Here is a 21,429-nt window from a genome sequence, read left to right as displayed (position 1 = left end):
TCGGACAGGTGACAAAGAAAATTCTCACCGACCGACAGACGTCTCCATTCCTCATAATCGGCGGCAACATCATGACAACTCCAGGTATTGAATGCCCTTTTTTCCTCATATTATGAAACATCTGACTGGAAAAATCTTTTTTGACAAAAACGATCACCAGCTTCTCCATATCGTCAATGATGTCCTGGAACGAGGAAACAAGTCCCAGACCCTGCGTACCCTGTTGAGCGTTCATATGCATCCACAGGGAATAAAGGAGATGGCGGCACCGCAGGGCCTGCGCATAGCCTATGCCATTGCCAGCCTTCTCGGTACCTTTGAAAAAGGACAAGCCGCTGATCGCATAAAGGCCCTGCGCTCGCTCCGCGATGAGGCATTTCTCTCTTCCACTACCTTTTTCCGTAAAAACACGGCACGCGTTCTGCTGCAGATCATGAAGGATCTGCTGCGCAGCGAAGACAATACTCTGCATCGCCTCAAACTGGCACATGATTTCCGCATGGTTTCGACGGGCAATCCCAGACTGGTACGAGCGGAGCTTGCCAAATATCACCTTCTGGAGATGCCGGAGGAATGGAATCAGTATGCCTTTGACGATCATGTTCATGATGCCAATACCAAAGGACGCAAATCACCGACACATTTGGTAATGGACGCCTGGATCAAGGGCATCAGACACCTGACGGTCGTCTATTACAACTTTGTCAAAGCCGAGGTGGTGGAAGAGCTTCTAGAGGCAAGTGCAATTCTCGACGTACGTATTCAAGTCGGTATCGATATGTCAGCAAGATTCCGTGAAAAATACGTGCGCTTCACCTGGCGCCCTCATGGTCTGGACGATGAGTCATTCCTCAAGTTTCTCAGAGAAGAAGCGGTTATGAAGCTGATGGAAGAAGGCCGCAAGGTTTCCCGTTATCAGCAGCGCTATGTTTTCGATGTCATAGAGGTGTTCAATGCGAGACACCGCAAGGAGATCAATGAAACCCTGCAGCTCTCACTCGAGCCTCTCTCCGTTGAGAATTTTATGGATTTTGTCGGCTCCGGCCAACCTTCTATTCTCCATCTGGCCAGATTTATCTACAATGAGGTGGCAGCCCATCTGCATAAGGAAATGTCTGAAGATCAGAACAGGGTTCATTTCCACCAGCGGCTTGAGCAACTCAGGCAACTCAACATCGAATCAATAATTCAACGATACCTCCTTGCCGCCAGAAATCCCGAAGCCCACGATCCAAACCATCCCCAGGACAGCCCCGACACTCCCGATCTTCTTCAGCTCAGCCCAAAAGAGCTGCTTGCCCGGCTCCTCTCCCTTCATTCCAGTTCCAGGTTCACGCTCAACCTGAGTAATCTTTCTATTCAGGACACCATGGAGATCCTCTATTCATCTGAGGGTATGATCAGCCATATCGAGTCCTACAATCTCAAGGATGCCGCGCATGGCATCACCTCGGGTCCGGCTACCGGGATACTGGATTATGACGGAGAAGCAGTCGATTTACAGAGCCCGCAAATACATTACAGCCTGATAAGCAACCTGCAGAAAGCTCTGAACGAGGACAATGTCATCAGCCTCAAACGAGTAATACATGAGATTATATGGGATTTTGAAGAGCAGCACCATCGGCTGGTTAAAAATGTCGAACTCATGCCCGATGGCGGCCAGGAAGAACTGCAGGAAGAATTTCAAGAAATGATACAGCGAAAACGTGATCTGCTTGATATTCTCTACGATCTTGAGAAATTTCACAACTATTATAAAAACAGGACACTTGGCTCACATATCGGCTCGGGTTCTACAGGACAGTCCGAGCATCAGTACGGTATGGGACTGGTTGTCGTCGACACCCTGCCTGCCCGGGCTGCAAGAATGGCGAAAAGAGAGGCAGCCGGCAACAATAGAAGCCTGATTCCGGTAACCGCCTATCTCACCATGCACAAACACAGCCGCAGCCTCTACACCTTTGAACTCGATGAGAAAATCACTATTCTCGGCAGGTTGCCTTTCTTTACCAATCCGCGATATCAGCAATGGAAGGACTGGAGCCTGGAAGGCTTCCAGGTTCACCCGCAAACCACCGGCAATATTTCGACGCTTGGAGGCATTGGCCGTAACGGCGACTTCGACAAGTCCCCGGCTCAGCCGGACGAGGAAGAACGGCTTGGTGATCCCTGGAAATACCTCAATACCAACCTGAAAAACAGTCTGAAGGTTCTTTTGGGTCTCATTCCTGCCTTTCTCACTTTCTATCTGACTAAAGACTGGTGGCTGCTCGCCTATTTCGGTGCATTTATCTGGTTTGGCATCACCGGTTTCCGCAATATAATTCAATCGGTGCTGGGCGGCGGAGGTCTGCGCCGATCTCCCCTGCTGCCGTGGAACTCCCTGATTAGCTGGAGCCGTATTGCCGATTCTCTGCTGTATACCGGATTTTCTGTCCCCCTTCTCGACTATTTCGTCAAAACGCTCCTCCTCGACCAAACTCTCGGAGTTACCACGGCAACCAACCCGATACTCCTCTATACTGTTATGGGACTGGCCAACGGTATCTATATTTCCAGTCATAATAGCTATAGAGGCCTGCCGAAAAGCGCCGTTGTCGGCAACTTTTTCCGTTCCATCCTGGCTATTCCCCTGGCCATTGTCCTCAACTCATTAATCGGATCGATTCTGGTTGTCGGTGGAGCGGTCAATGTGAGTGGAGAACTGCAGAAATGGGCAGCAATCATCTCCAAACTCGCCTCGGATTTCGTCGCTGCGATAATTGAAGGACTGGCCGACAGGCAGGCCAATATCAGAGCGAGGCTCGCCGGCTATCGTCTTAAAATTTCCCAACTTTTTGCCGTCTTCTCGCGCCTTGACCTGTTTTTCCCCGAAGAAGACGTCCTCGACATCCTGCAATCCCCCAAGGTGATGATGGAGACCCTCAATTACGAGGCAAGAGAACAGGAGAAATACCTTATCGTCAACGCCCTGGACCTCATGTATTTCTGGATGTATCAGCCGCGTGCCGGCAAGGCATTGAAGATCATCTTCGAGAATATGTCACGGGAGGAATGGTTGATTTTCTATCGCTCCCAGCTGGTGCTAAAACGGCATCGTGAAATAAGTCAGGTATTTGTAGATGGACTGGTGGGAAAAAATTTCTCGCGGGCACTGTCCTTTTATCTCGATCGATCAGAAGAATATCTTCACGACCTCGAAAAAATCGGCTCAACCAAAAAGTGGCTGTAGCCTGGAGCCTGCGATGCAGGGGATGAATTTACGGCTGAGAATAGCCGTTGCAGCCTTTATTCTCAGGGGGTATGATCTTCTTTGGCAATGACAATATATACCATGAATTTGCGGTTAGTTGAGATCCTCTACAAAGATCTTTCCGCACCAATATAGAATCCAGAAAGAAAATGAAAAAAAGATTTAAAACCATAGCCTTCCAGGGAATGGCCGGAGCCTACTCAGATCTTGCCTGCAGAATGGCCTACCCTGATCTCGAGACCGTACCCTGTGTTTCTTTCGATGCCGCTTTCCGCGCCGTCCGCAAAAAAGAAGCTGATCTTGCCATGATCCCCGTGGACAACTCCCTCGCCGGCCGCGTAGCCGATGTGCACGATCTTATCCCCAACGGCAGTCTCTTCATTGTCGGCGAACATTTTCAGAAAATACGCCATTGCCTGTTAGGTGTACCAGGAGCTAAAATAGCTGAATTGACCGATGTCCACAGTCACGTTCATGCTATACCCCAATGCAAAAAAATTATAAAAGAGTTGCAACTCACCAGCCATGTGGTGGCCGATACTGCCAAGGGAGCTTCCGATATCAAAAAATGGAAAGATCTTACCCAGGCGGCCATCGGTTCTGAACTGGCAGCCGACATTTACGGTCTGGATATACTCAGGAAAGATGTGCAGGATGCGGATCACAACACTACACGATTTCTGGTTTTCTCTCGCAGCAACGTGGTCTCTCCAGCCCGGAAAGGGCAGCGCTATATCACCAGTTTCGTTTTTGAAGTCCGCAATATTCCGGCCGCATTGTATAAAGCGTTGGGTGGATTTGCCACCAACGGCGTGCAAATGGTAAAGCTCGAAAGTTATGTCGGCAAGTACTTCAACGTTGCCAGCTTTTATGCCGACGTTGAAGGTCATGTTGACGAACGGCCGTTGCAGCTGGCCTTGGAAGAACTAGGTTTTTTTGCCAAAAAGGTTGTCCTGCTGGGAACCTATCCAGCCCATGACTACAGATACGCCCCTTGAACCCGCAGTTAAAAATTATCCGGATTCCTGAAGATTCTCCGCCGTACCATTCAATCCGGTACGGCGAAAAACTGACTAGTAGTTATCAGCAGCCGCATCCTCCGGAACCGCAGGAGCCGGAATGACAACCACTCCCTGCTCCAGGCAGAGGGTTCGAGGATGTTATGCTGAATCCCGATTGACTGCCTGCATCGACAAAATCGATAGAGACCTCACCGCATTCGCTCAAAAGGTTTTTCTCGATGAGAAATGTCAACTCATCCAGAGTGGTAACATCATCGCTCTTCTTCTCCTCATCAAGGGCAAGTCCCAGCGCCGGGCCGGAACAGCCGCCCTCCATCAGCATGACACGCAGAGGAGATGAGATGTTATTTTGCAGCATATATTCGTTTAGTTTTTCTTGTGCTAAGGTTGTTACATCAACCATGAATTTCACCTTCCATTCTATTTAAGAGAAATCAAGGATACACCATGGACCCTCCATGATCCTTTTTTCCATTTGATTGGATACGCTAGCAACGGAGCATTCCCAAGTCAAGCCTGCCCTTTCGATTATTTCTCCGGTTAAGTCCCCGCGTTGCCTGGTGTTTCTTCCGGGATGATGGTTTTCCTGTATTTTTTTCGCAGAAAGTACTGCAGGAGATAGGCGGCAAGTAACAGAGCCAGGGCGATTCCCAGGATTGCCAGATTCATTTCCATTACAGCGCTGCCCAGAATAATCAAAGGGATACTCAGGCCGAATTGGGCTACCCAGTTAATGGTGAGGTAAGGAAGCAATGGCATTCCTGTCATTGCCAGCAGATTATTTTTTACTGCATAGGGCAGCCCTGGAATGAGCATGAAGATGAAGGCATGCCACTTATTGTGATCACCTTTGATTTCCGGAACCGGTATATGAAAAAATTTAAGCAGGGCATAAATCCACTTCCGCAGAAAGGAATGTATAAGAAAATACGTCGCCGCCATATGGAAGAGCATCACGGCAGCAGACAGCAGTACACCTTCAGCTGTACCAAACTTCATGCCTACCAGCACCAGGAAGAACGACAAAGGCACCCCGACAATCGGCAGAATAAGCATCAGAAGCAGAAAAAATACAGGATTGATATTGCTCTCCAGATACTCTTTAAGGATGACCAGCAAATTATGACTGTGTATAAGGTAGAAAGCTGTTGCCAGGAAAATTGCCAGGAAGCCGAGCTTGGCGATCAGTAAGGAGATGTTTCTCTTGCGAATATGTTTTACCTTCATAGTTATGATGTATTGTTATTTCTTAATTTGAGGGTGGTGAAGAAAAATTCCCGACACCGGGAGATGATCGGATGCCAACCTGCATTCCCAGTCATTGACAACGGCAACTTCAATCGGTGCCAAGTGATCTGAGTAAAAAATATGATCAAGCGTAAATAACGGATATGATGAAAAAAACGTTGGATCAGGCTGAAAATGGGAATGGATTTTCTGGGCATCTTTCAACTTTTTCGAGAGTAGAGTATACACTGTCGAACGGACGCCGGCATTGAAATCTCCGCAGAAAATGACGGGCTCCGACAACGGGATCCTATCGACAATATTTTCGATGACATACTGCATCTGAACAATTCTTTCTTTTTTTATAAGGCTTAAATGGGTGTTGAGTACATGCAACGGTCCATTCTGAGTGTCGATACGAATCCACATGATCCCTCTTTTTTCGGTGAAAGCGGTGTTCGACACCAGCGGCAGATAAGTGCAACTTATGACCTTTAACGGAAAACGACTTAGGATTGCAAGTCCGTATTCACCATTCCGGCCTTTTAACACCGGAAAATAGCTCCTTTGCATATTCAGCTGTTCAGCCAGCAGACTGGCCTGATCCTGGTTGCCGGTGCGCGACATTTTCCTGTCTACCTCCTGCAATGCCACGATATCAGGAGATAGCCGACTGATGATCCGGGCAATACGCTCCGGAAAGAGTTTACCGTCCATGCCGATGCAGCTGTGGATATTATACGACATGACCTTGATGGTCTGGAGAGCCTGGTGGCCCTTTTTCAAAGCCGGTACCATAACGGGCTGACCATTCCGGAGAATCGATCTGACATGCCTGCGAAGATCGAGGGCGCGCAGAACAGGTTGGTCCATGACATCCAAGATATCCGGTACAATAACGAAACCTTGAGTCTCATTTTTACCCGGACCGCCGTGGGATCCGTTTTCAATGGGAAAGGTCAAGGGCGCCCCTTGTGGGCGCCAGCCCGAAATAATGAATTCTCCGGCGTCCCTGTGGCGGCAGAGAATTTCCATGTCCCTGGTCACTTCCTGAAGAAGTGGATGATCCTCCCCAAATGCTTCGGCTGCTTTTTGGGAAAGTGTTCCAGAACCGGATCCAGTGACACAAATAACGTCGTCATCTGCTCTATAGAAAACCAGGGGAATTTTGGCCGTCTGGACCAGTCGATCCGCATATTCCTGCATCTGTTCATGATCAAGATTTATGGGCAGATAAATATGGCCAAGAGGTCCCATGGCGGTAGTATGAATCTTCTTGTCGGCCACACTCTCCTCTGCGCCGGAAGTTCCATTCTCTCTTTTTGAATTCCTGAAGAAGCCCTTGTTGCGCTGATGAAGTCTGATGTGGGGGATGACACTTTCCGGTTCGGCAAAGCTGCAATCCTTCAACGGACCTTCCTCAAATGCCACCTCTATGGCTTCGCGAAGCGTCCTGCCATGCTCCACTACAAATGGCACTGTCGCTTCCTGACCATGATCTGAGTAAATAAAGACATGGTAGTCACGATTTTCCGAGCGCACAGCCTTGTGCACCATATCCTTGATCGTCGCATCTATCCCCTTAAGGGTCCAAAGGGCAAAAGCAGAATTCGGATTGCGGCGATGGGAATGTTCATCATAACCCACAAAATTTGCATGTATGATCGGCAGGCCCCGGGCAATATCAATCTTAACATGAAGACGGACCATCTCCCGAAGGACGATACAGGCTCCGATCCGCGAAAATATGAATTTAAATTCCTTAAAGGGATTTTTACGAAGCAAGATTCCTTTGAAAAAATCATATATTGCCAATCCCATCTCCAGAAACGATAAGCCGATAATACGAACTATTTTCTCGATATTGGCGATGAAGATGAGAATGGTATTCCTGATTTTTATATTCCGGAAGATGGACTCCAGGCTCATCGACTGGATACAGAAGGGTGCCTCCGCCGCTCCACCTGCAAAAATATTGGAATAGGAACTGCCCCCTCTGAGCAGACCCCTATGATTCTTTTCCAGTTTGTGGGCAAGTTCATCAACTGCATCGGCATCAAACATCACCTTTTCCCGCTCCTCAAGCCGATCATAATAATTAAAGGCGGGCAGGCTGCACTTTACCCCATAGAACAATTCGGCCTGTACGGCAGGAGTAGTTGACGGCAGCCCTGAATAAAACTTTCTCAGCACAAAATTATCCCGCTGAATCATGCGCTGCAGAAAGGGCAGTCTTCTTTTCTCGATAGCACTCAGGAATTGTTCGTATCCCAATCCGTCGATCTGAATCATAAGGACGCCTGGTAAATGAATATCCTGATCCGGCTTTCTCTCTGAAGATTGAATGCGCTGGACAGTCCACTCGCTTCGTCCAATTTTTCGACGGAAACTCTGTAATATTTTCCCCAGATTGGTGATCAAATTCTCGCTCTCCGGATAACTCTCCTGCATTGATAATGCAAACCTGATGTCTGGAAAAGTATCTGATTTTTATCCAAATATTATCAAATCTTAAAATGCCATCGAAGTTGCCGAGATGGACTCCGCGATAAAGCAGATTTGGAGGATTTCCTCCCCTCTGCGTTGAATAAATCCACAACAGGCAGGCTGCTACTATAACCATTTTGACACCTTTTAAAACCATGACGACTAAGAGATATTTCGAGATCGTTGGTGTTCCAGACTTCCATATCAAGGGCGAAATCCCGGCGGCATCAGCTCGACATACTGCCTTGGCAAAGTTACCACTGGCCTGCAGGATACTTTTTTGATAGGCTTACCTGTAGTGTTCCAGTAAGCTCTTATGCCCACAGGCTAATGAGATTTTTTCCGAAATCCCGTTTGCGGCACACCCGCCACCCCATAACTATTTGGAAATATTTTGCATTATGCAACCTGCAATCCAAATTTTTTCGGTACATTCGGAAATGCCTCTCCTGGTTCTCATTTTTGGAGCCTTGACCATCATCAGTCTGATTACCAAGACCTGCCTTGAGCGCTTCTCTCTCCCTCCGATTCTCGGTTATCTGCTGATAGGCGGAGTTCTCGCGGTAATCGACAGAAAAATACCACTGATGAATGAAAGTGGGGAAACAGTCCTTTCCTTTCTTTCAGCGATAGGGATAATCATTCTCCTCTTCAAGGTCGGTATTGAAAGCGACATCCATGCCCTGCTGGAGGAATTGCCCAAGGCAAGCGTCATTTGGCTGCCGGCCATGATCATAAGCGGCGTACCCGCCTATTATATCACCCGATATCTACTTGATTATTCTTTAATTCCCAGTCTTTTCACAGGCGTAGCCATGACAGCCACAAGCGTCGGAGTTTCTCTGGCTGTATGGGAGGATACCGGAAAGATGGGGAGCAGGGAGGGTGATCTTCTACTTGACACGGCCGAGCTTGACGACATATCGGGTGTTGCCCTGATGGCATTGCTGTTCAGCATTGCGCCCGTCCTTCGCGAATTCTCTGAAGCAGCCTCCTCCGTATCACTTCCGGTAACCGAATTAGTGCAGACGCTCTTTATCCAGGCGGGACTGTTTGGGGCTAAGTTCCTGATCTTCGTCTTTTTGGTCGTACTCGCAGGGAGATTTCTGGAACAGCCTCTGCTCCAGAGTGCACGAAAGATCGGCAACAAGGCAACCGTTTTAATCTTTGTAATTGGTATAGGTTTTATTATAGCCGGCACAGCCGGTCTGATCGGATTGTCTCTTCCGGTAGGAGCGCTTTTAGCCGGACTTCTGTTAAGCCGGCACCGTCGGGACTATGGCGTTGAGCCGTTTTATCAGAGCATTTATCTGTTTTTCATTCCTTATTTTTTTATCCATATCGGCTTCCAGGTCGACCCTTCGCTGGTTACAGCCTCTTTCGGCAGCGGTCTTATATTAGTTGTTGTCGCTGTACTGGGGAAAGTCGTCGGTGTCGGCATATTCAGCAGATTGTTTACCACAACCTACGGAGCCTTTCTTATCAGTGTCAGCATGGTTCCCCGTGCTGAGATCGCCATGGTGATCATTCAACGCGGCAGTCAGCTGGGTGAATGGGCTATGCCTGATGACCTCTACGCCGCTATGGTACAGGTCTGCAGTATAACATGCCTCGGCACCACCCTGCTGCTCCACTGGGCTCTGCGGCGTGAGTAAATGTCTGGATCGCCAGCCTCGGAAATTCTCGGGGTGACTTCATATCCAGGCGGGGACGTCATATCACGGAAAAACAATTTTTATAATGTCTCTGTCCCCCTTCCTGCTGGTTTTTATCTCCAGATCCATGCTGCTGTCTCGAACACCTAAAGCAAGAATGGATTTTTCTCGTTTTTTTTCCATATGGGTGATACCACGAATAGCCTCCATTACTTTTTTCCCGGTTTCAGGTGGAGGAGCCGGCAGTTCCGACTTCTTATATTTAGCTATCACTTCCATATCACCATCTTTACCTACAGACAGTGTGATTTTTTCGGCATAGCTGTTGATTCCATGCAAAAGAGCCAGCGCGATCCATTTAATTTCCCCTTCATCTTCTACAGGGGCTTTGGCCATCTCGTACATTTCCTGGAGTGGATCAGTCGTTGCAAAACAGTCACACATTTCCTGAACTTTTAAATGAAGGTTTGAGCTGTCTTTCATTGCGGTTCTCCTTTCTTTATTCTAACCCAGCTGTGCTGGATAAGTGCTTTGGTAGTTCATTTGCAACATGACCGGATTACCTTCCCGCTTAATATTGATCCAGATGATAAAATTCCGCATCCTCGAGCCAGTTGCCCGGTTCCGGTCGCGATACAAATTCAACTATGTTATCCATGATGCGAAAATGCTTGTCCTCTTCCCGGGCTAGCTTCTTAAACAGAAGTTCCGCCGGCTGGCCCACTGACTCCTCGGCCTTTTCAAGGTAAAAATCCTTGCTGCTCTCTTCAATATCCCGCGCTTTTCTGTAGGCGTTTGTTTCTTCAGTGGTATCTACATAGAGCCCTTGTTCAAAGGCGAGGTTGCCCTCCCTCATCTCCTCAAAGATATTCTTCACATCCGAGAGTATTGCGGTGTCGACAACCTCAGACAAGCCGGTCTTCTCCCGCAGGTCTTTGACAATTTTGAAGTGTTTTATCTCTTCCTCGGCCAGCATCGTGAAAATTTTCCTCAAACCTTCACTTTTGCTCTTTTCCGCGAGTTCCCGGTAATATAGCTCACCATCCTTTTCCATCTGCATGGCAAAGATGTATATGTCCATTGACAACCTCCATAATTGATTGAAATGAGTAAGAAAGCGAATCCCCGGTTACCCGTAGGCAACCGTTTTCCTCCATATAGCAGCCGCTTTCTTCAATCTACCAGACATTCACCCGCAGCGGAGTGAACAGCAAGTTCGTGTGAAGACCATGATATGATGATCTCGTAAAAACCATCGAATTTACCTGGATGGACTCTGCAGCGCAGGTTTCGAGATCATAATATTGTAAAAAGTGATCTTTATCTTGGAGTGTTATCGGCACCACCGGCATCTAACTGACACTGCTTAAAATCAATTTTTTCATGACATTTTTTGCAGGTATGTTCCCGGTTGAATTCATCAGAAAATATTTCCACTTCGGTGCCGCAATTATTGCATTTACACATGAAAGATTTCAGATCTCTCATCTTCTCAAAACCCGGGCAATGACTTGGTGTATTATTCGGTGTACTCATTCTATCCTCCTTGGTGGACTGCTTGAGATAATGAATTATTATGGACTGTGTTTACCCCATATATATTAGTTATATGAAATAGGTACTTGGAAAGTCAAGTACGCCCCGAAAGGTCTTCTTTACAACCGGTGTATCAAGAGCCTGCTAAACCTATAAGGCGGGGAGGCGGACATTTTACTTGTCCATCAACCATGAATGGCACTGTCTTCGACGTTTAGAGCAGCTTCACGCAGTGCTTCCGAAAGAGTCGGATGGGCGTGGCAGGTTCGGCCAAGGTCTTCACTGCTTGCCCCGAATCCAATGGCGATTACCGCTTCGGCAAGAAGATCGCCGGCCTGCGGTCCGATGATATGCACCCCGAGAATTCTGTCGGTATCTTTATGGGCAAGAACTTTGACCATACCGTCGGGATCTTCGATGGCAAGCGCCCTGCCATTGCCCTTAAAATAGAAGACTCCCTTTTTGAAAGGAATACCCTCCTGTTGAAGGTCTTCTTCACTTTGGCCGACGGAGCCAATCTCCGGATGAGTATAGACAATGCTGGGAATGGTCTGGTAATTGACATGGCCATATCCCGTGGCCAGCCGCTCAACGCAGGCTATCCCTTCCTCCGAGGCCTTATGGGCCAGCATGGCGCCACCGATGACATCGCCGACGGCATATATTCCCGGTATCGATGTCTGCCAGTGTGAATCAACTTCAATAAATCCTTTGCCGTCGGTTGCTCCGCCAAGCTCCTTGAACCCCAGGCCTTCGAGGCAGGGCATTCTGCCGGCGGCGACCAGTACCTTGTCGGCCATAAGCGGCACGTGACCGGCAATTTCAATGCGGCAGCCGTCATCGCGCTGCTCCACACCCTCTATCTTCGCGCCAAGCTGGAACTTCAGGCCCTGCTTTTTAAAAAAGCGTAGACTCTGCTTGGCAATGCCTTTATCCATAGTGGGCAGCACCCGGTCAAAATATTCCACCACGGTCACCTCGGCACCCAGCCGGTGCCACACCGATCCCATTTCCAGGCCGATTGCTCCGGCGCCGATCACCACCAGACGTTGGGGAACTTCATCGAGCGAAAGTGCCTCGGTACTCGAAATAATATTGACTCCATCTCTTTTCACTCCGGGTATCTCCACGGCCTTGCTGCCTGTGGCAATGAGTATGGCTTTACCCTGCACGGTCTCCACCTTTTCCCCGCTGACCTCCACTTTAAGATTTTCCAGCAGGCGGGCAGTCCCGGTAAAACGGTCGATCCTGTTTTTCTTAAACAGATGTTCCAATCCCCCGGTAAGAGTGGCTACGATTCTGTCCTTGCGGGACATCATCATCTTGAGATCGAAGGAGATGTCCTTCAGGGTGATCCCATGGACATCCATACTGTGCACGCACTCATGGTATTTCCAGGTCGACTCCAACAGCGCCTTGCTGGGAATACATCCCACATTGAGACAGGTCCCCCCGAGGCTGTCGTGTTTCTCCACGCAGGCAACTTTGAGCCCCAGTTGTGCCGCGCGGATAGCGGCGACATAACCGCCGGGGCCGGCGCCGATCACCACCAGATCGTATATATCGTTTTTCTCTGCAGCCATAATCAAATCTCCAGGAGAAGTTTCCGCGGGTCTTCTATCCGCTCTTTTATGCTTTTGAGAAAGGTTACAGCCTCACGACCGTCGATGATTCGATGATCATAGGTCAGCGCCAGGTACATTATCGGCCGGATCACCACTTCGCCGTCAATGGCCACCGGCCTGTCCTTTATGGCGTGCAGGCCTAATATGGCGCTTTGCGGAGGATTGACGATCGGGGTAGAGAGCATCGATCCGTAAATCCCACCATTACTGATGGTGAAGGTCCCCCCTTGCAGCTCGTCCATGGTCAGGCTGTTATCCTTGGCCTTTTCGGCAAACTCACCGATCTTATTCTCTATATCGGCAAAGCCCAGGCGCTCTGCCCGACGCACGACCGGGACCACCAGCCCTTTGCCGCCACCGATGGCGACACCGATGTCGCAACTGTGGCTATAGACGATATCCCTGCCCTCTATTCTGGCGTTCACCCGGGGAAAATCGAGAAGGGCCGCAACCGAGGCCTTGACGAAGAACGACATGAATCCCAGCCTCACCCCGTATTTCTCGGCAAACTCCTTGCCGAAGAGGGTACGTGCTTTCTTGACCTCGGACATGTCCACTTCATTGAAGGTAGTCAGCAGGGCCATATTCTGCTTGGCTTCCAGAAGCCTGGCCGCAATGGTGCGGCGAATAGGCGTCATGGCAACACGATGTTCCAGCTCATCTTCCGAAATTTCCTCTTCGGCAAGGGATGGCTCCGGTTCCTCTTTCTTCTCTACCTTCTCTACCTTGGCCGCAGGCCTGTCCTCCACGGCGCGAAGGACGTCCTCCTTGAGCAGCCGTCCTCCGGGTCCGGTGGGCGTCACCGTCTCAGGGGAGATATCATGCTCTGCCAGGATTCTGGCGGCGGCAGGCATCACCTTAACCTTCGAGCCTTCCGGCATATCCCCTTTTCTTTCTCTGGATTCTTCGGGCGCCGGCTCAGGAGATTCTCCCTTATCGGACTCGATATCCCTTGTCGCCTTTTCAGCTTGTGCAGGCTCTTTTTCCTGTCCTGCATCGGGTTCTGCCGCAACTTTTTCCTTGCCGCCCTCCTCCGTATCAAGACGGCCGATGACCTCGCCGATTGCGGCTGTTTCACCCTGCTTTTTGAGAATCTCCACCAGGATTCCTTCCTGCGGAGAGGGGATTTCCACGGTCGCCTTTTCGGACTCTACTTCGACCAGCTCATCATCCAGCTTTACTCTGCCGCCGATGTCGACAAGCCATTCACCGATCTCAACCTCGTTTATCGTTTCCCCTAAATCAGGCACTTTAATTTCAACAATCATCTTTTCCCCCAGCTGGTAGCTCTTTCAGTTTCCGTTTCGCTCGACTATTCAAAATTACACTCTTTACCACTACCTCCGGTCATCAAAAACCGCCTTGAACAACAGTGATTGCTCCAGTCTGTGGCTGGATGCGGATCCTGTCGCCGGTGTTGCCGATATCGGCCGCCCCACCCTGTCGAATGACCAGTGCTCGCTGAGGAAATCGCCAAAGCGGATGCGTATAAAGGGATAGGCTCCCATATTGAGCGGCTCTTCCTGGACCCAGAGCAGCGGAATGTTTTTGGGGTAGGCGGCCAGGGCGGATGCCAGAATATCTTCAGGCAGAGGATAAAGCTGCTCCAGCCTTACAATGGCAATGGAGTTGAGGTTCCTCTCCTGCCGTTCTTTCAGCAGATCGTAATAAATCTTTCCGGTGCACAGCAGAATCCGTTCCACATCTGCGGCTTTAACCTCATCATCGGGAATGATTTTTCTGAAACTGCCCTGGGTCAAACTCTTTATTGATGAAACGGCTCCGGGATGCCGCAACAGGCTTTTCGGTGACATCACAATCAGAGGTTTTCGAATCTTGCGCATGGCCTGGCGCCTCAGAAGATGGAAGATCTGGCAGGGCTCCGTGGGCCAGACCACCTGATAGTTGTCCGTGGCCGCATTGGCAAGATATCGCTCCAGACGCGCACTGGCGTGCTCCGGACCTGTTCCTTCCAGACCATGGGGCAGGAGCAGAACCAGGCCGGAGAGGAGATTCCACTTGGTCTCCCCCGAGCTGATAAACTGGTCGATATAGACCTGGGCGACATTGGCAAAATCGCCGAACTGCGCCTCCCATATTACCAGCGACTCTGGAAAGGCTGTGGAGTAGCCGTACTCGAATCCCAGAACGGCACCTTCGGTGAGCGGGCTGTTAAGTATGTCGATTCTGGCCTGCGCTGCACTGATATTGGCAAGAGGCATAAAACTGGCCCCGTTTTCAGTGTCATGAAGTACACTGTGCCGGTGGCTGAAGGTACCCCGCTGACTATCCTGGCCACAGAGGCGCACCGGAATCTGTTCATCGATCAGCGAGGCAAAAGCAAGTGCTTCGGCAGCCCCCCAGTCAAGCGGAGAATCTCCGGAAAACATCTCTTTTCTTGCCTCGAGCAGCTTGACTATTTTCCGGTTCGCGTGAAAACCCGGTGGAATTGCGACCAGCCGCTCTCCCAGTTTCTGCAGGCGCTCAAGAGAAACACCTGTTTCCACCTCTTCTACATGGGCATCGATGCCACCGACATAAGGGCCGTGAGAGGGAGTGAACAGACTCAGTGGCGCAGAGCTCTCTTCTTCGGAATCTTCCAGCTTGCTGTATTCCTTTTCATAATATTGCTCACGGTTTCGTTGAATGCTATCCGCCTCCTCTTCCTCCAGTTCACCGAGGTCGACCAGATGCTTCACGTAGCTTTCCCGAACCGTTGGACGCTTTTCTATCTCGGCATACATAAGAGGCTGGGTAAACCGCGGTTCATCTCCTTCGTTATGCCCCTTGCGGCGATAACAATACATATCGATGACCACATCCCTCTTGAATTGCCGGCGAAAGTCCAGCGACAGATCCAGACACTGGGCCACGGCATGAGGCACTTCACCGTTTACATGAAAAATGGGAGTCTGGAGCATCTTGGCGACATCGCTGGCATACGTCGTCGAGCGTCCTTCGGCAGGCAGGGTGGTGAAACCGATCTGGTTGTTGACCACCACGTGCAGGGTTCCTCCCACGGAAAAGCCGGCCAGTTCGCTGAGGTTCAGGGTTTCCTGGACGATGCCTTCCCCCGCCATCGAGGCATCACCGTGAATAAGGATCAACAGCCCCCGGCTGGCGTCGGTTTCCTCGAGCTTGACCTGACGTGCCTTCAGAGCCCCCTGCGCCACCGGTCCGACAAACTCAAGATGACTGGGATTAAAAGAGAGATCCAGGACCACCTTCTTGCCGTCTTTGGTCATGTAATCACGGTGATATCCCTTGTGGTACTTGACATCACCCCGGCCGACGTTAAATTCGGCATAAGGATCCTGGAATTCCTCAAAAATTGTGTGGGGATGCTTACCCATGATATTGGCCAGAACGTTGAGCCGGCCCCTGTGGGGCATGCCTATGACAATATTGTCAACCCCTTGCTCCGCCGCTTTTTCTATGGCTTGATCAAGAAGAGGAATAAGCGTTTCGGCACCCTCCAGTGAAAAGGATTTTGCTCCGACGAATTTCTTCTGAATAAAACGCTCGAAGACGACTGCATCGGTCAGCCTCTCCAAAATCCTTACCTGCTGTTTCCTGGAAAGCCGGATTTTGTTTCTGCTGGACTCCATGCGCTGCTGCAGCCACTCCCGTTCCCGCAGGGCGTCTATATGCATGAACTGCACGCCGATAAAACCTGTATAGGTCTCCTTGAGTATCTCGATAATTTCCCGTAAAGGCATGGCCTTTTGTCCGGAAACAGGACCGAAATTAAAGAGCAGATCCAGATCATCCGGAGTCATCTCATAATATTTTGGATCGAGCTCGGGAAAAAAGGTGCGGGGTGTTACCAATGGATTGAAACCGGCGAGAAGATGTCCCCGCACCCTGTAGTTCCTGACCAGCAGACTGACATTGTACTGCAGAAACGACATGGCCTCGGCGCGGCCGCACCCTGCACAAACTTTACCTCCCGGTCCATATCCCTGATGCAGCTGTTGTCTGCCTGCTGCAAACCGTGGAGATTCGGTAGGCTGGGGTGGGGGCTGGGCTGAATCCTCGTTTTCAAATCCGGTAAAATAGGAATGCCATTGCGGCGATACCGAATCCGGATCCTGTTTATAGCGCTCCCAGACCGCTTCTATATATTGGAGATTCTCATAAGCTGGTAATTCTCTCTTCATTTGTCTCGCTTCTCCCCGATTTTCAATAAAAATTATGTATTGCCATCCGGTTCGGAACCGGCCGACCAATGAAATGGGATAGGATTTACTTCCAAGGCTTGAAAAAATGTCGATGTCCGTGATCGTTTTTTATAGCCTATCTTTTTTATCCTGTTTTTTCTAGGGATTTTCAAAGGATTTTTTCAACGTATCCACTAACATTCATTATACAACCTCTTCATTCTCTCAATTTCTGTTAATTCCACCTGCCCGGGTCGGGGTGCAGGAGCCTACCGTTGCTGCGAAGGCTCACCTTTCGAAGTTCATTTCAACGATCAGCAAAACATTGGGCTTTCTTTCGTCAGCACCAGCACACCCGATTGCTCCAAAGGCATTTTGAAAGAGTAGGTTGGCGGTGAGCGCAGCGAACCCCAACAATTTAAACTTCTTTGCAACATCATGAATAAATAGCTTTTCCAGATCACTTTCTACTATGAAAAATCCCCCGAAATTCATTGAAAACTAATTAAAATACTCTATATTTATGCACGACAAGCTCGTAAAAACCTCCAATATGTTTCAGTATCCGTCATTCCGGACTCGATCCGGAATCCAGCTGTTTTAAAAATAGATCAAGTCCGGAATGACGCAGAGAACACGTCGGTGGTTTTTACGATACCAGCACGCACAGCATAGGATTGCTTCATGAAATGTTCGGGTTAAACCGCAGAAAGGGGACACATGCCGACTCCCACACCTTGTTATCACTTCAATTCAGCAATAGTCAGAAAACCTTCAATATCCGTGATCCGTGGCCTGCGGGCTGAAGAACGAGGCGATCCCGACTACGAGGCGGTTCAAGCTGAACACCAGGCCTATGTCGCCGCCCTCGAATCCGCCGGACTCAATGTCATCGTGCTGCCTGGGCTCGAGGCGTTTCCGGATTCGCTCTTCGTTGAAGACCCGGCGCTGGTTTTTAGCGAAGGGGCCGTGCTGTTGAATGCCGGTGCAGCATCGAGACAGGGCGAAGCACAGGAACTTTCACCGGTTTTACACGATTGTTTCGACACTGTGCTGGAACTGCGGGAAAACGGTCATGTCGATGGCGGTGATATACTGGTGACGCCGAAATCCGTACTTATCGGCCTTTCCGCACGTACCGATCCCGCCGGAGCGGCTGTGCTCATCGATTGCCTCAAAACCCTGGGCTATAAGAGTGAGGTAGTGCACACTCCTACCGGAGTCCTGCATTTTAAAACCGAATGCTCGCTGCTCGATGAAGAGACGGTTCTGCTCACCCAGCGTATGGCACAATCGGATCTCTTTAATGGTTTTCGCAAAATGGTGATCCCTGATGGCGAGGAACCGGCCGCAAACGCCCTCCGGATCAACGATTCGGTTCTGGTAAGTGCGGGCTATCAGCGAACCATCGACATGCTTGCCGGAAGCGGCTATGCAATTGTGCCTGTCAAGACTGAAGAGATTGAAAAAATTGATGCCGGATTGTCCTGCATGTCCCTGCGCTGGTTCCATAACAGGAAGCCAAACAAATTCTAATTTAATTGCTCATTAATTCAGCTCGAGATTCTTTTCTTTCCGGCATGTCTCGAATCCCGGCGCAAGCGGCCGGGACTCTGTTCAGTACCCTACCCCCTTGAGGTATAAATACCTTGGCAGTAGACTGAGCCTGCCGGCTCTTAAAGTGCTTCCCGATTTCTTGTTTTTCTATGTGGATTTTCCGGAGTAACATCCTAATATTAAAGGTGTATTTATCAGTTACGTCATTCCGGACCTGATCCGGAATCCATCTATTTGGATGCTTCTGGATTAATCCCTTATCCCGGACTCCTATCAGGGACCGGAATGGATAGAAACAGGGTTTTATAAAATCTTCGATACAGGCAGCATGAAACCGGCTTTTTTAGTAATAGCTCTACTGGGTTCTTCACAGCGGAAAAATCCCGCCATTCCTCCGCCGATCTGAATATCCTGAAAAAGTCTCAACATTACCTGAAATTAGTATTGACTTCTTTTTAGATAAGTGGCACGATTCATATCGTGCATATGAACACTTCGCTTTGTTCTAAATGAATTATCGCGATGACTAGAGGACGTGAAAATGAGTAAATATCGCCTGACAATCCTGGTCGACAATAGAGCCGACACCGGCCTTATAAGTGAACACGGCTTTGCCTTGTTCATGGAAACCCCGACAGGAAACATTCTTCTCGACAGTGGCCAAAGTACCGCCCTGCTGCCCAACGCTAAAGCTCTAGGGATCGAACTCGACAAAACGGCCATTCTGGTACTGAGCCACGGCCACTATGACCACACCGGTGGAGTTGTAGATCTTCTCGAACTCAATAAAAGCCTGGAAATTTATCTTCACGCCGGGGTATTTCAGCCGCGCTACAGCCTGGGAGACGGTACAGCCAAAATCATTAAAATGCCGCTCACTGCCATGGAAGCGCTAATGCATCACCCGGATACCAGGGTACACTGGTTAACCAGACCAACAGATCTGCATGAAGGGATCGGCATAACCGGTCCGATTCCCAGAAACTGCACCTTTGAAGACACCGGGGGAAAATTTTTTCTCGATCCAGAGGGAAAAGAAATCGATATTATCCGTGATGACAATGCCATGTGGCTTCAGTGGAAAAAAGGACTGACCATTTGCCTGGGATGCTGCCATGCCGGCCTCCTCAACACCCTGGACTACATCGTTAAGCTGACAGGAGAGAAACGGATCGACACGATAATAGGTGGCTTGCATCTGCTTCATGCCGACGAATCCAGGTTGAACAGGACTGTAAAAAAACTGAAGTACTTTGATATCAGACGAATCATAGCCTGCCACTGCAGTGGCGATGCGACGGTAAACTATCTGGCTTCACATCTTAGCTGTGAGGTTATTCAGGGAAGTGCAGGGATGGTGATTGAAGTTTAATTATTTACGACTATCGCTTTTTCATCCGGATTAGATTCCAGGATGATTTTCCGGCTGCTGACCAGGAAAATCTTTCTTGTGCCAATCGTCTCAACCGGCAGGGATGTCTTCTTTTTTAAAGTTTTGTGCTTGAAAAAAAATGAACTTGCAGTATGAATGACAACCACAGGAGGAGTGCCGGAGCGGTTGAACGGGACGGTCTCGAAAACCGTTGTGGGGGCAACTCCACCCAGGGTTCGAATCCCTGCTCCTCCGCCAATACAAGGTGAAATATCCCAGTTAGTGGATTCTGCATTGTGGATTTTCAATCGGTGTTCAGTCAAAAAAAGCTGCTATCGCTTCTCCCGGATATCGTGGAGATCGCCTGCAACTTTACAACTTCGCTCTTGCATATTGTTCCGGCCACTCAATATCTTCACTAAGATGGCTGGCTGCATGCAGCGGCCAAAAGGGATTGCGCAGAAACTCACGACCAAGTGCTATAAAATCGGCCTTATTATTCTGTAATGCTTCTTCTGCAAAAGCTGGAGATTCCAGCATCCCAACCGCCATAACCGGCAGCTTTAACTGTTGCCGGAGAATATCGGCAAAGTGCAGCTGATACCCTGGATATGATTCCACGGCCGCATTTTCAATAACTCCACCTGAACTTACGTGCACAAGATCGATGAAATGCTTCACCGGCTCAAGAAGCCTGCACAAATCCTCAGGATGATTACCGCCTTCCATATATTCTTCTGCAGATACGCGTATAAAAACAGGCATCTGATCGGGAATAGATTTCACGACTTCTTCCAGAATCATTTTCAGAAACAGAGATTTATCTGTTCCAAATTCGTCTTTTCTCACATTTGTCAAAGGTGACAAAAACTGATTAATCAAATAACCGTGAGCCGCGTGTATTTCGATAAAATCAACACCGGCCGCTACTGCCCGCCTGGCAGAACTGGCAAAGTTATGTATCACACTGTCGATTTCAGAGGTACTTAATTCGACTGGAACCTGAAGTGTATCGTTAAACGGTATCGCACTTGGAGCCACAATTGGTTCGTCAACGATCGTTGCCTTTCGTCCGGCATGCGCTATCTGAATACCAATTTTACATCCATGTTTTTTAACCTGCCGGATCAGTTTATTAAACGGCTCGATCGCGGCATCACTCCAAATCCCCAGATCCCTGTTGGATATCCGCCCCCGGGATTCGACAGCTGTAGCTTCAACAATGATAAGGCCGGCTTGACCAATTGCTCTGGCAGCATAATGGATAAAATGCCAATCATTGACCAGGCCATCATTGCCCGCAGAGTATTGGCACATTGGAGCCATTGCGATACGGTTTTTAAATGTTACACCTTTGAGAGAGAACGATTCGAAAATTCGTGATTTTGCCATGGCCGCCTTCGCTTCTTACAGTAACTATTACTGTGAATGAATACATTGTTTAATAACAGATAGCACTTTCTACACCTGAGCACCAACATCAATACCTTTTTTTCTTTCAATCACCTTTTCGAGTTATTGAAACAACGAAC

General features: G+C 49.2%; 16 protein-coding genes and 1 tRNA gene. 6 read left to right on the top strand and 11 right to left on the bottom strand.

Annotated features, from left to right (window positions below; genetic code table 11):
- Positions 1-112: 112 nt before the first annotated feature.
- Together JWG88_RS11995 and JWG88_RS11990 are read left to right on the top strand one after the other, a co-directional pair.
- On the top strand, positions 113-3,235 hold the full coding sequence (locus JWG88_RS11995) for a hypothetical protein (protein ID WP_205234011.1): 3,123 nt from the start codon (positions 113-115) through the stop codon (positions 3,233-3,235).
- A gap of 170 nt (positions 3,236-3,405) precedes the next feature.
- Complete coding sequence (locus JWG88_RS11990; protein WP_205234010.1) at positions 3,406-4,254, top strand: prephenate dehydratase; 849 nt, start codon at positions 3,406-3,408, stop codon at positions 4,252-4,254.
- 85 nt (positions 4,255-4,339) lie between these two features.
- On the opposite strand, the gene JWG88_RS11985 is transcribed toward JWG88_RS11990, so the two are convergent.
- The 3 genes from JWG88_RS11985 to JWG88_RS11975 form a co-directional block, all read right to left on the bottom strand.
- Positions 4,340-4,681 (bottom strand): IscA/HesB family protein, encoded by a 342-nt coding sequence (locus tag JWG88_RS11985; RefSeq protein WP_205234009.1) that lies wholly within the window; start codon positions 4,679-4,681, stop codon positions 4,340-4,342.
- 137 nt (positions 4,682-4,818) lie between these two features.
- Positions 4,819-5,505, bottom strand: a complete 687-nt coding sequence (locus JWG88_RS11980) for a TVP38/TMEM64 family protein (RefSeq protein WP_205234008.1) — start codon at positions 5,503-5,505, stop codon at positions 4,819-4,821.
- Positions 5,506-5,520: 15 nt separating this feature from the next.
- Positions 5,521-7,797: an endonuclease/exonuclease/phosphatase family protein gene (locus JWG88_RS11975; protein ID WP_205234007.1), complete on the bottom strand. Its 2,277-nt coding sequence runs from the start codon at positions 7,795-7,797 to the stop codon at positions 5,521-5,523.
- Positions 7,798-8,393: 596 nt separating this feature from the next.
- Here JWG88_RS11975 and JWG88_RS11970 point away from each other — a divergent pair.
- Positions 8,394-9,647: a cation:proton antiporter gene (locus JWG88_RS11970; protein WP_205234006.1), complete on the top strand. Its 1,254-nt coding sequence runs from the start codon at positions 8,394-8,396 to the stop codon at positions 9,645-9,647.
- Positions 9,648-9,710: 63 nt separating this feature from the next.
- Here JWG88_RS11970 and JWG88_RS11965 read toward each other — a convergent pair whose 3' ends face one another.
- From JWG88_RS11965 to JWG88_RS11935, 7 genes are all read right to left on the bottom strand, one after another.
- Positions 9,711-10,130 (bottom strand): hypothetical protein, encoded by a 420-nt coding sequence (locus tag JWG88_RS11965; protein WP_205234005.1) that lies wholly within the window; start codon positions 10,128-10,130, stop codon positions 9,711-9,713.
- A gap of 88 nt (positions 10,131-10,218) precedes the next feature.
- Complete coding sequence (locus JWG88_RS11960; RefSeq protein WP_205234004.1) at positions 10,219-10,728, bottom strand: ferritin-like domain-containing protein; 510 nt, start codon at positions 10,726-10,728, stop codon at positions 10,219-10,221.
- A gap of 239 nt (positions 10,729-10,967) precedes the next feature.
- Positions 10,968-11,183 (bottom strand): hypothetical protein, encoded by a 216-nt coding sequence (locus tag JWG88_RS11955; protein ID WP_205234003.1) that lies wholly within the window; start codon positions 11,181-11,183, stop codon positions 10,968-10,970.
- Between the two features lie 185 nt (positions 11,184-11,368).
- Entirely contained in the window at positions 11,369-12,766 is a 1,398-nt protein-coding gene (gene lpdA / locus JWG88_RS11950; RefSeq protein WP_205234002.1) for a dihydrolipoyl dehydrogenase, read from the bottom strand.
- A 2-nt stretch (positions 12,767-12,768) separates the two neighbouring features.
- Positions 12,769-14,076: a 2-oxoglutarate dehydrogenase complex dihydrolipoyllysine-residue succinyltransferase gene (gene odhB / locus JWG88_RS11945; protein WP_205234001.1), complete on the bottom strand. Its 1,308-nt coding sequence runs from the start codon at positions 14,074-14,076 to the stop codon at positions 12,769-12,771.
- Positions 14,077-14,145: 69 nt separating this feature from the next.
- Positions 14,146-16,968 carry a 2-oxoglutarate dehydrogenase E1 component gene (locus tag JWG88_RS11940; RefSeq protein WP_205234000.1) on the bottom strand — a complete coding sequence of 941 codons (2,823 nt, stop codon included), beginning with the start codon at positions 16,966-16,968 and terminating at the stop codon, positions 14,146-14,148.
- A 288-nt stretch (positions 16,969-17,256) separates the two neighbouring features.
- Positions 17,257-17,463 (bottom strand): hypothetical protein, encoded by a 207-nt coding sequence (locus tag JWG88_RS11935; RefSeq protein ID WP_205233999.1) that lies wholly within the window; start codon positions 17,461-17,463, stop codon positions 17,257-17,259.
- 225 nt (positions 17,464-17,688) lie between these two features.
- Here JWG88_RS11935 and JWG88_RS11930 point away from each other — a divergent pair, with 225 nt between their 5' ends.
- The 3 genes from JWG88_RS11930 to JWG88_RS11920 all read left to right on the top strand — a co-directional run bounded on the left by JWG88_RS11930 (position 17,689) and on the right by JWG88_RS11920 (position 20,155).
- The gene (locus tag JWG88_RS11930; RefSeq protein WP_205233998.1) at positions 17,689-18,504 is read left to right on the top strand and encodes a dimethylarginine dimethylaminohydrolase family protein; all 816 of its coding nucleotides are present in this window, start codon (positions 17,689-17,691) and stop codon (positions 18,502-18,504) included.
- Positions 18,505-19,066: 562 nt separating this feature from the next.
- Entirely contained in the window at positions 19,067-19,897 is an 831-nt protein-coding gene (locus JWG88_RS11925; protein WP_205233997.1) for an MBL fold metallo-hydrolase, read from the top strand.
- 168 nt (positions 19,898-20,065) lie between these two features.
- Positions 20,066-20,155: transfer RNA gene (locus JWG88_RS11920), tRNA-Ser, on the top strand.
- A gap of 114 nt (positions 20,156-20,269) precedes the next feature.
- Here JWG88_RS11920 and JWG88_RS11915 read toward each other — a convergent pair.
- A complete protein-coding gene (locus tag JWG88_RS11915; protein ID WP_205233996.1) occupies positions 20,270-21,289 on the bottom strand; it encodes an NADH:flavin oxidoreductase/NADH oxidase in 1,020 nt (339 codons plus the stop codon).
- Positions 21,290-21,429: the final 140 nt, after the last annotated feature.

Origin of the sequence: Desulfopila inferna (assembly GCF_016919005.1) — a bacterium.
GTDB lineage: Bacteria > Desulfobacterota > Desulfobulbia > Desulfobulbales > Desulfocapsaceae > Desulfopila_A > Desulfopila_A inferna.
This window is presented reverse-complemented; position numbering and strand designations above follow the sequence as displayed.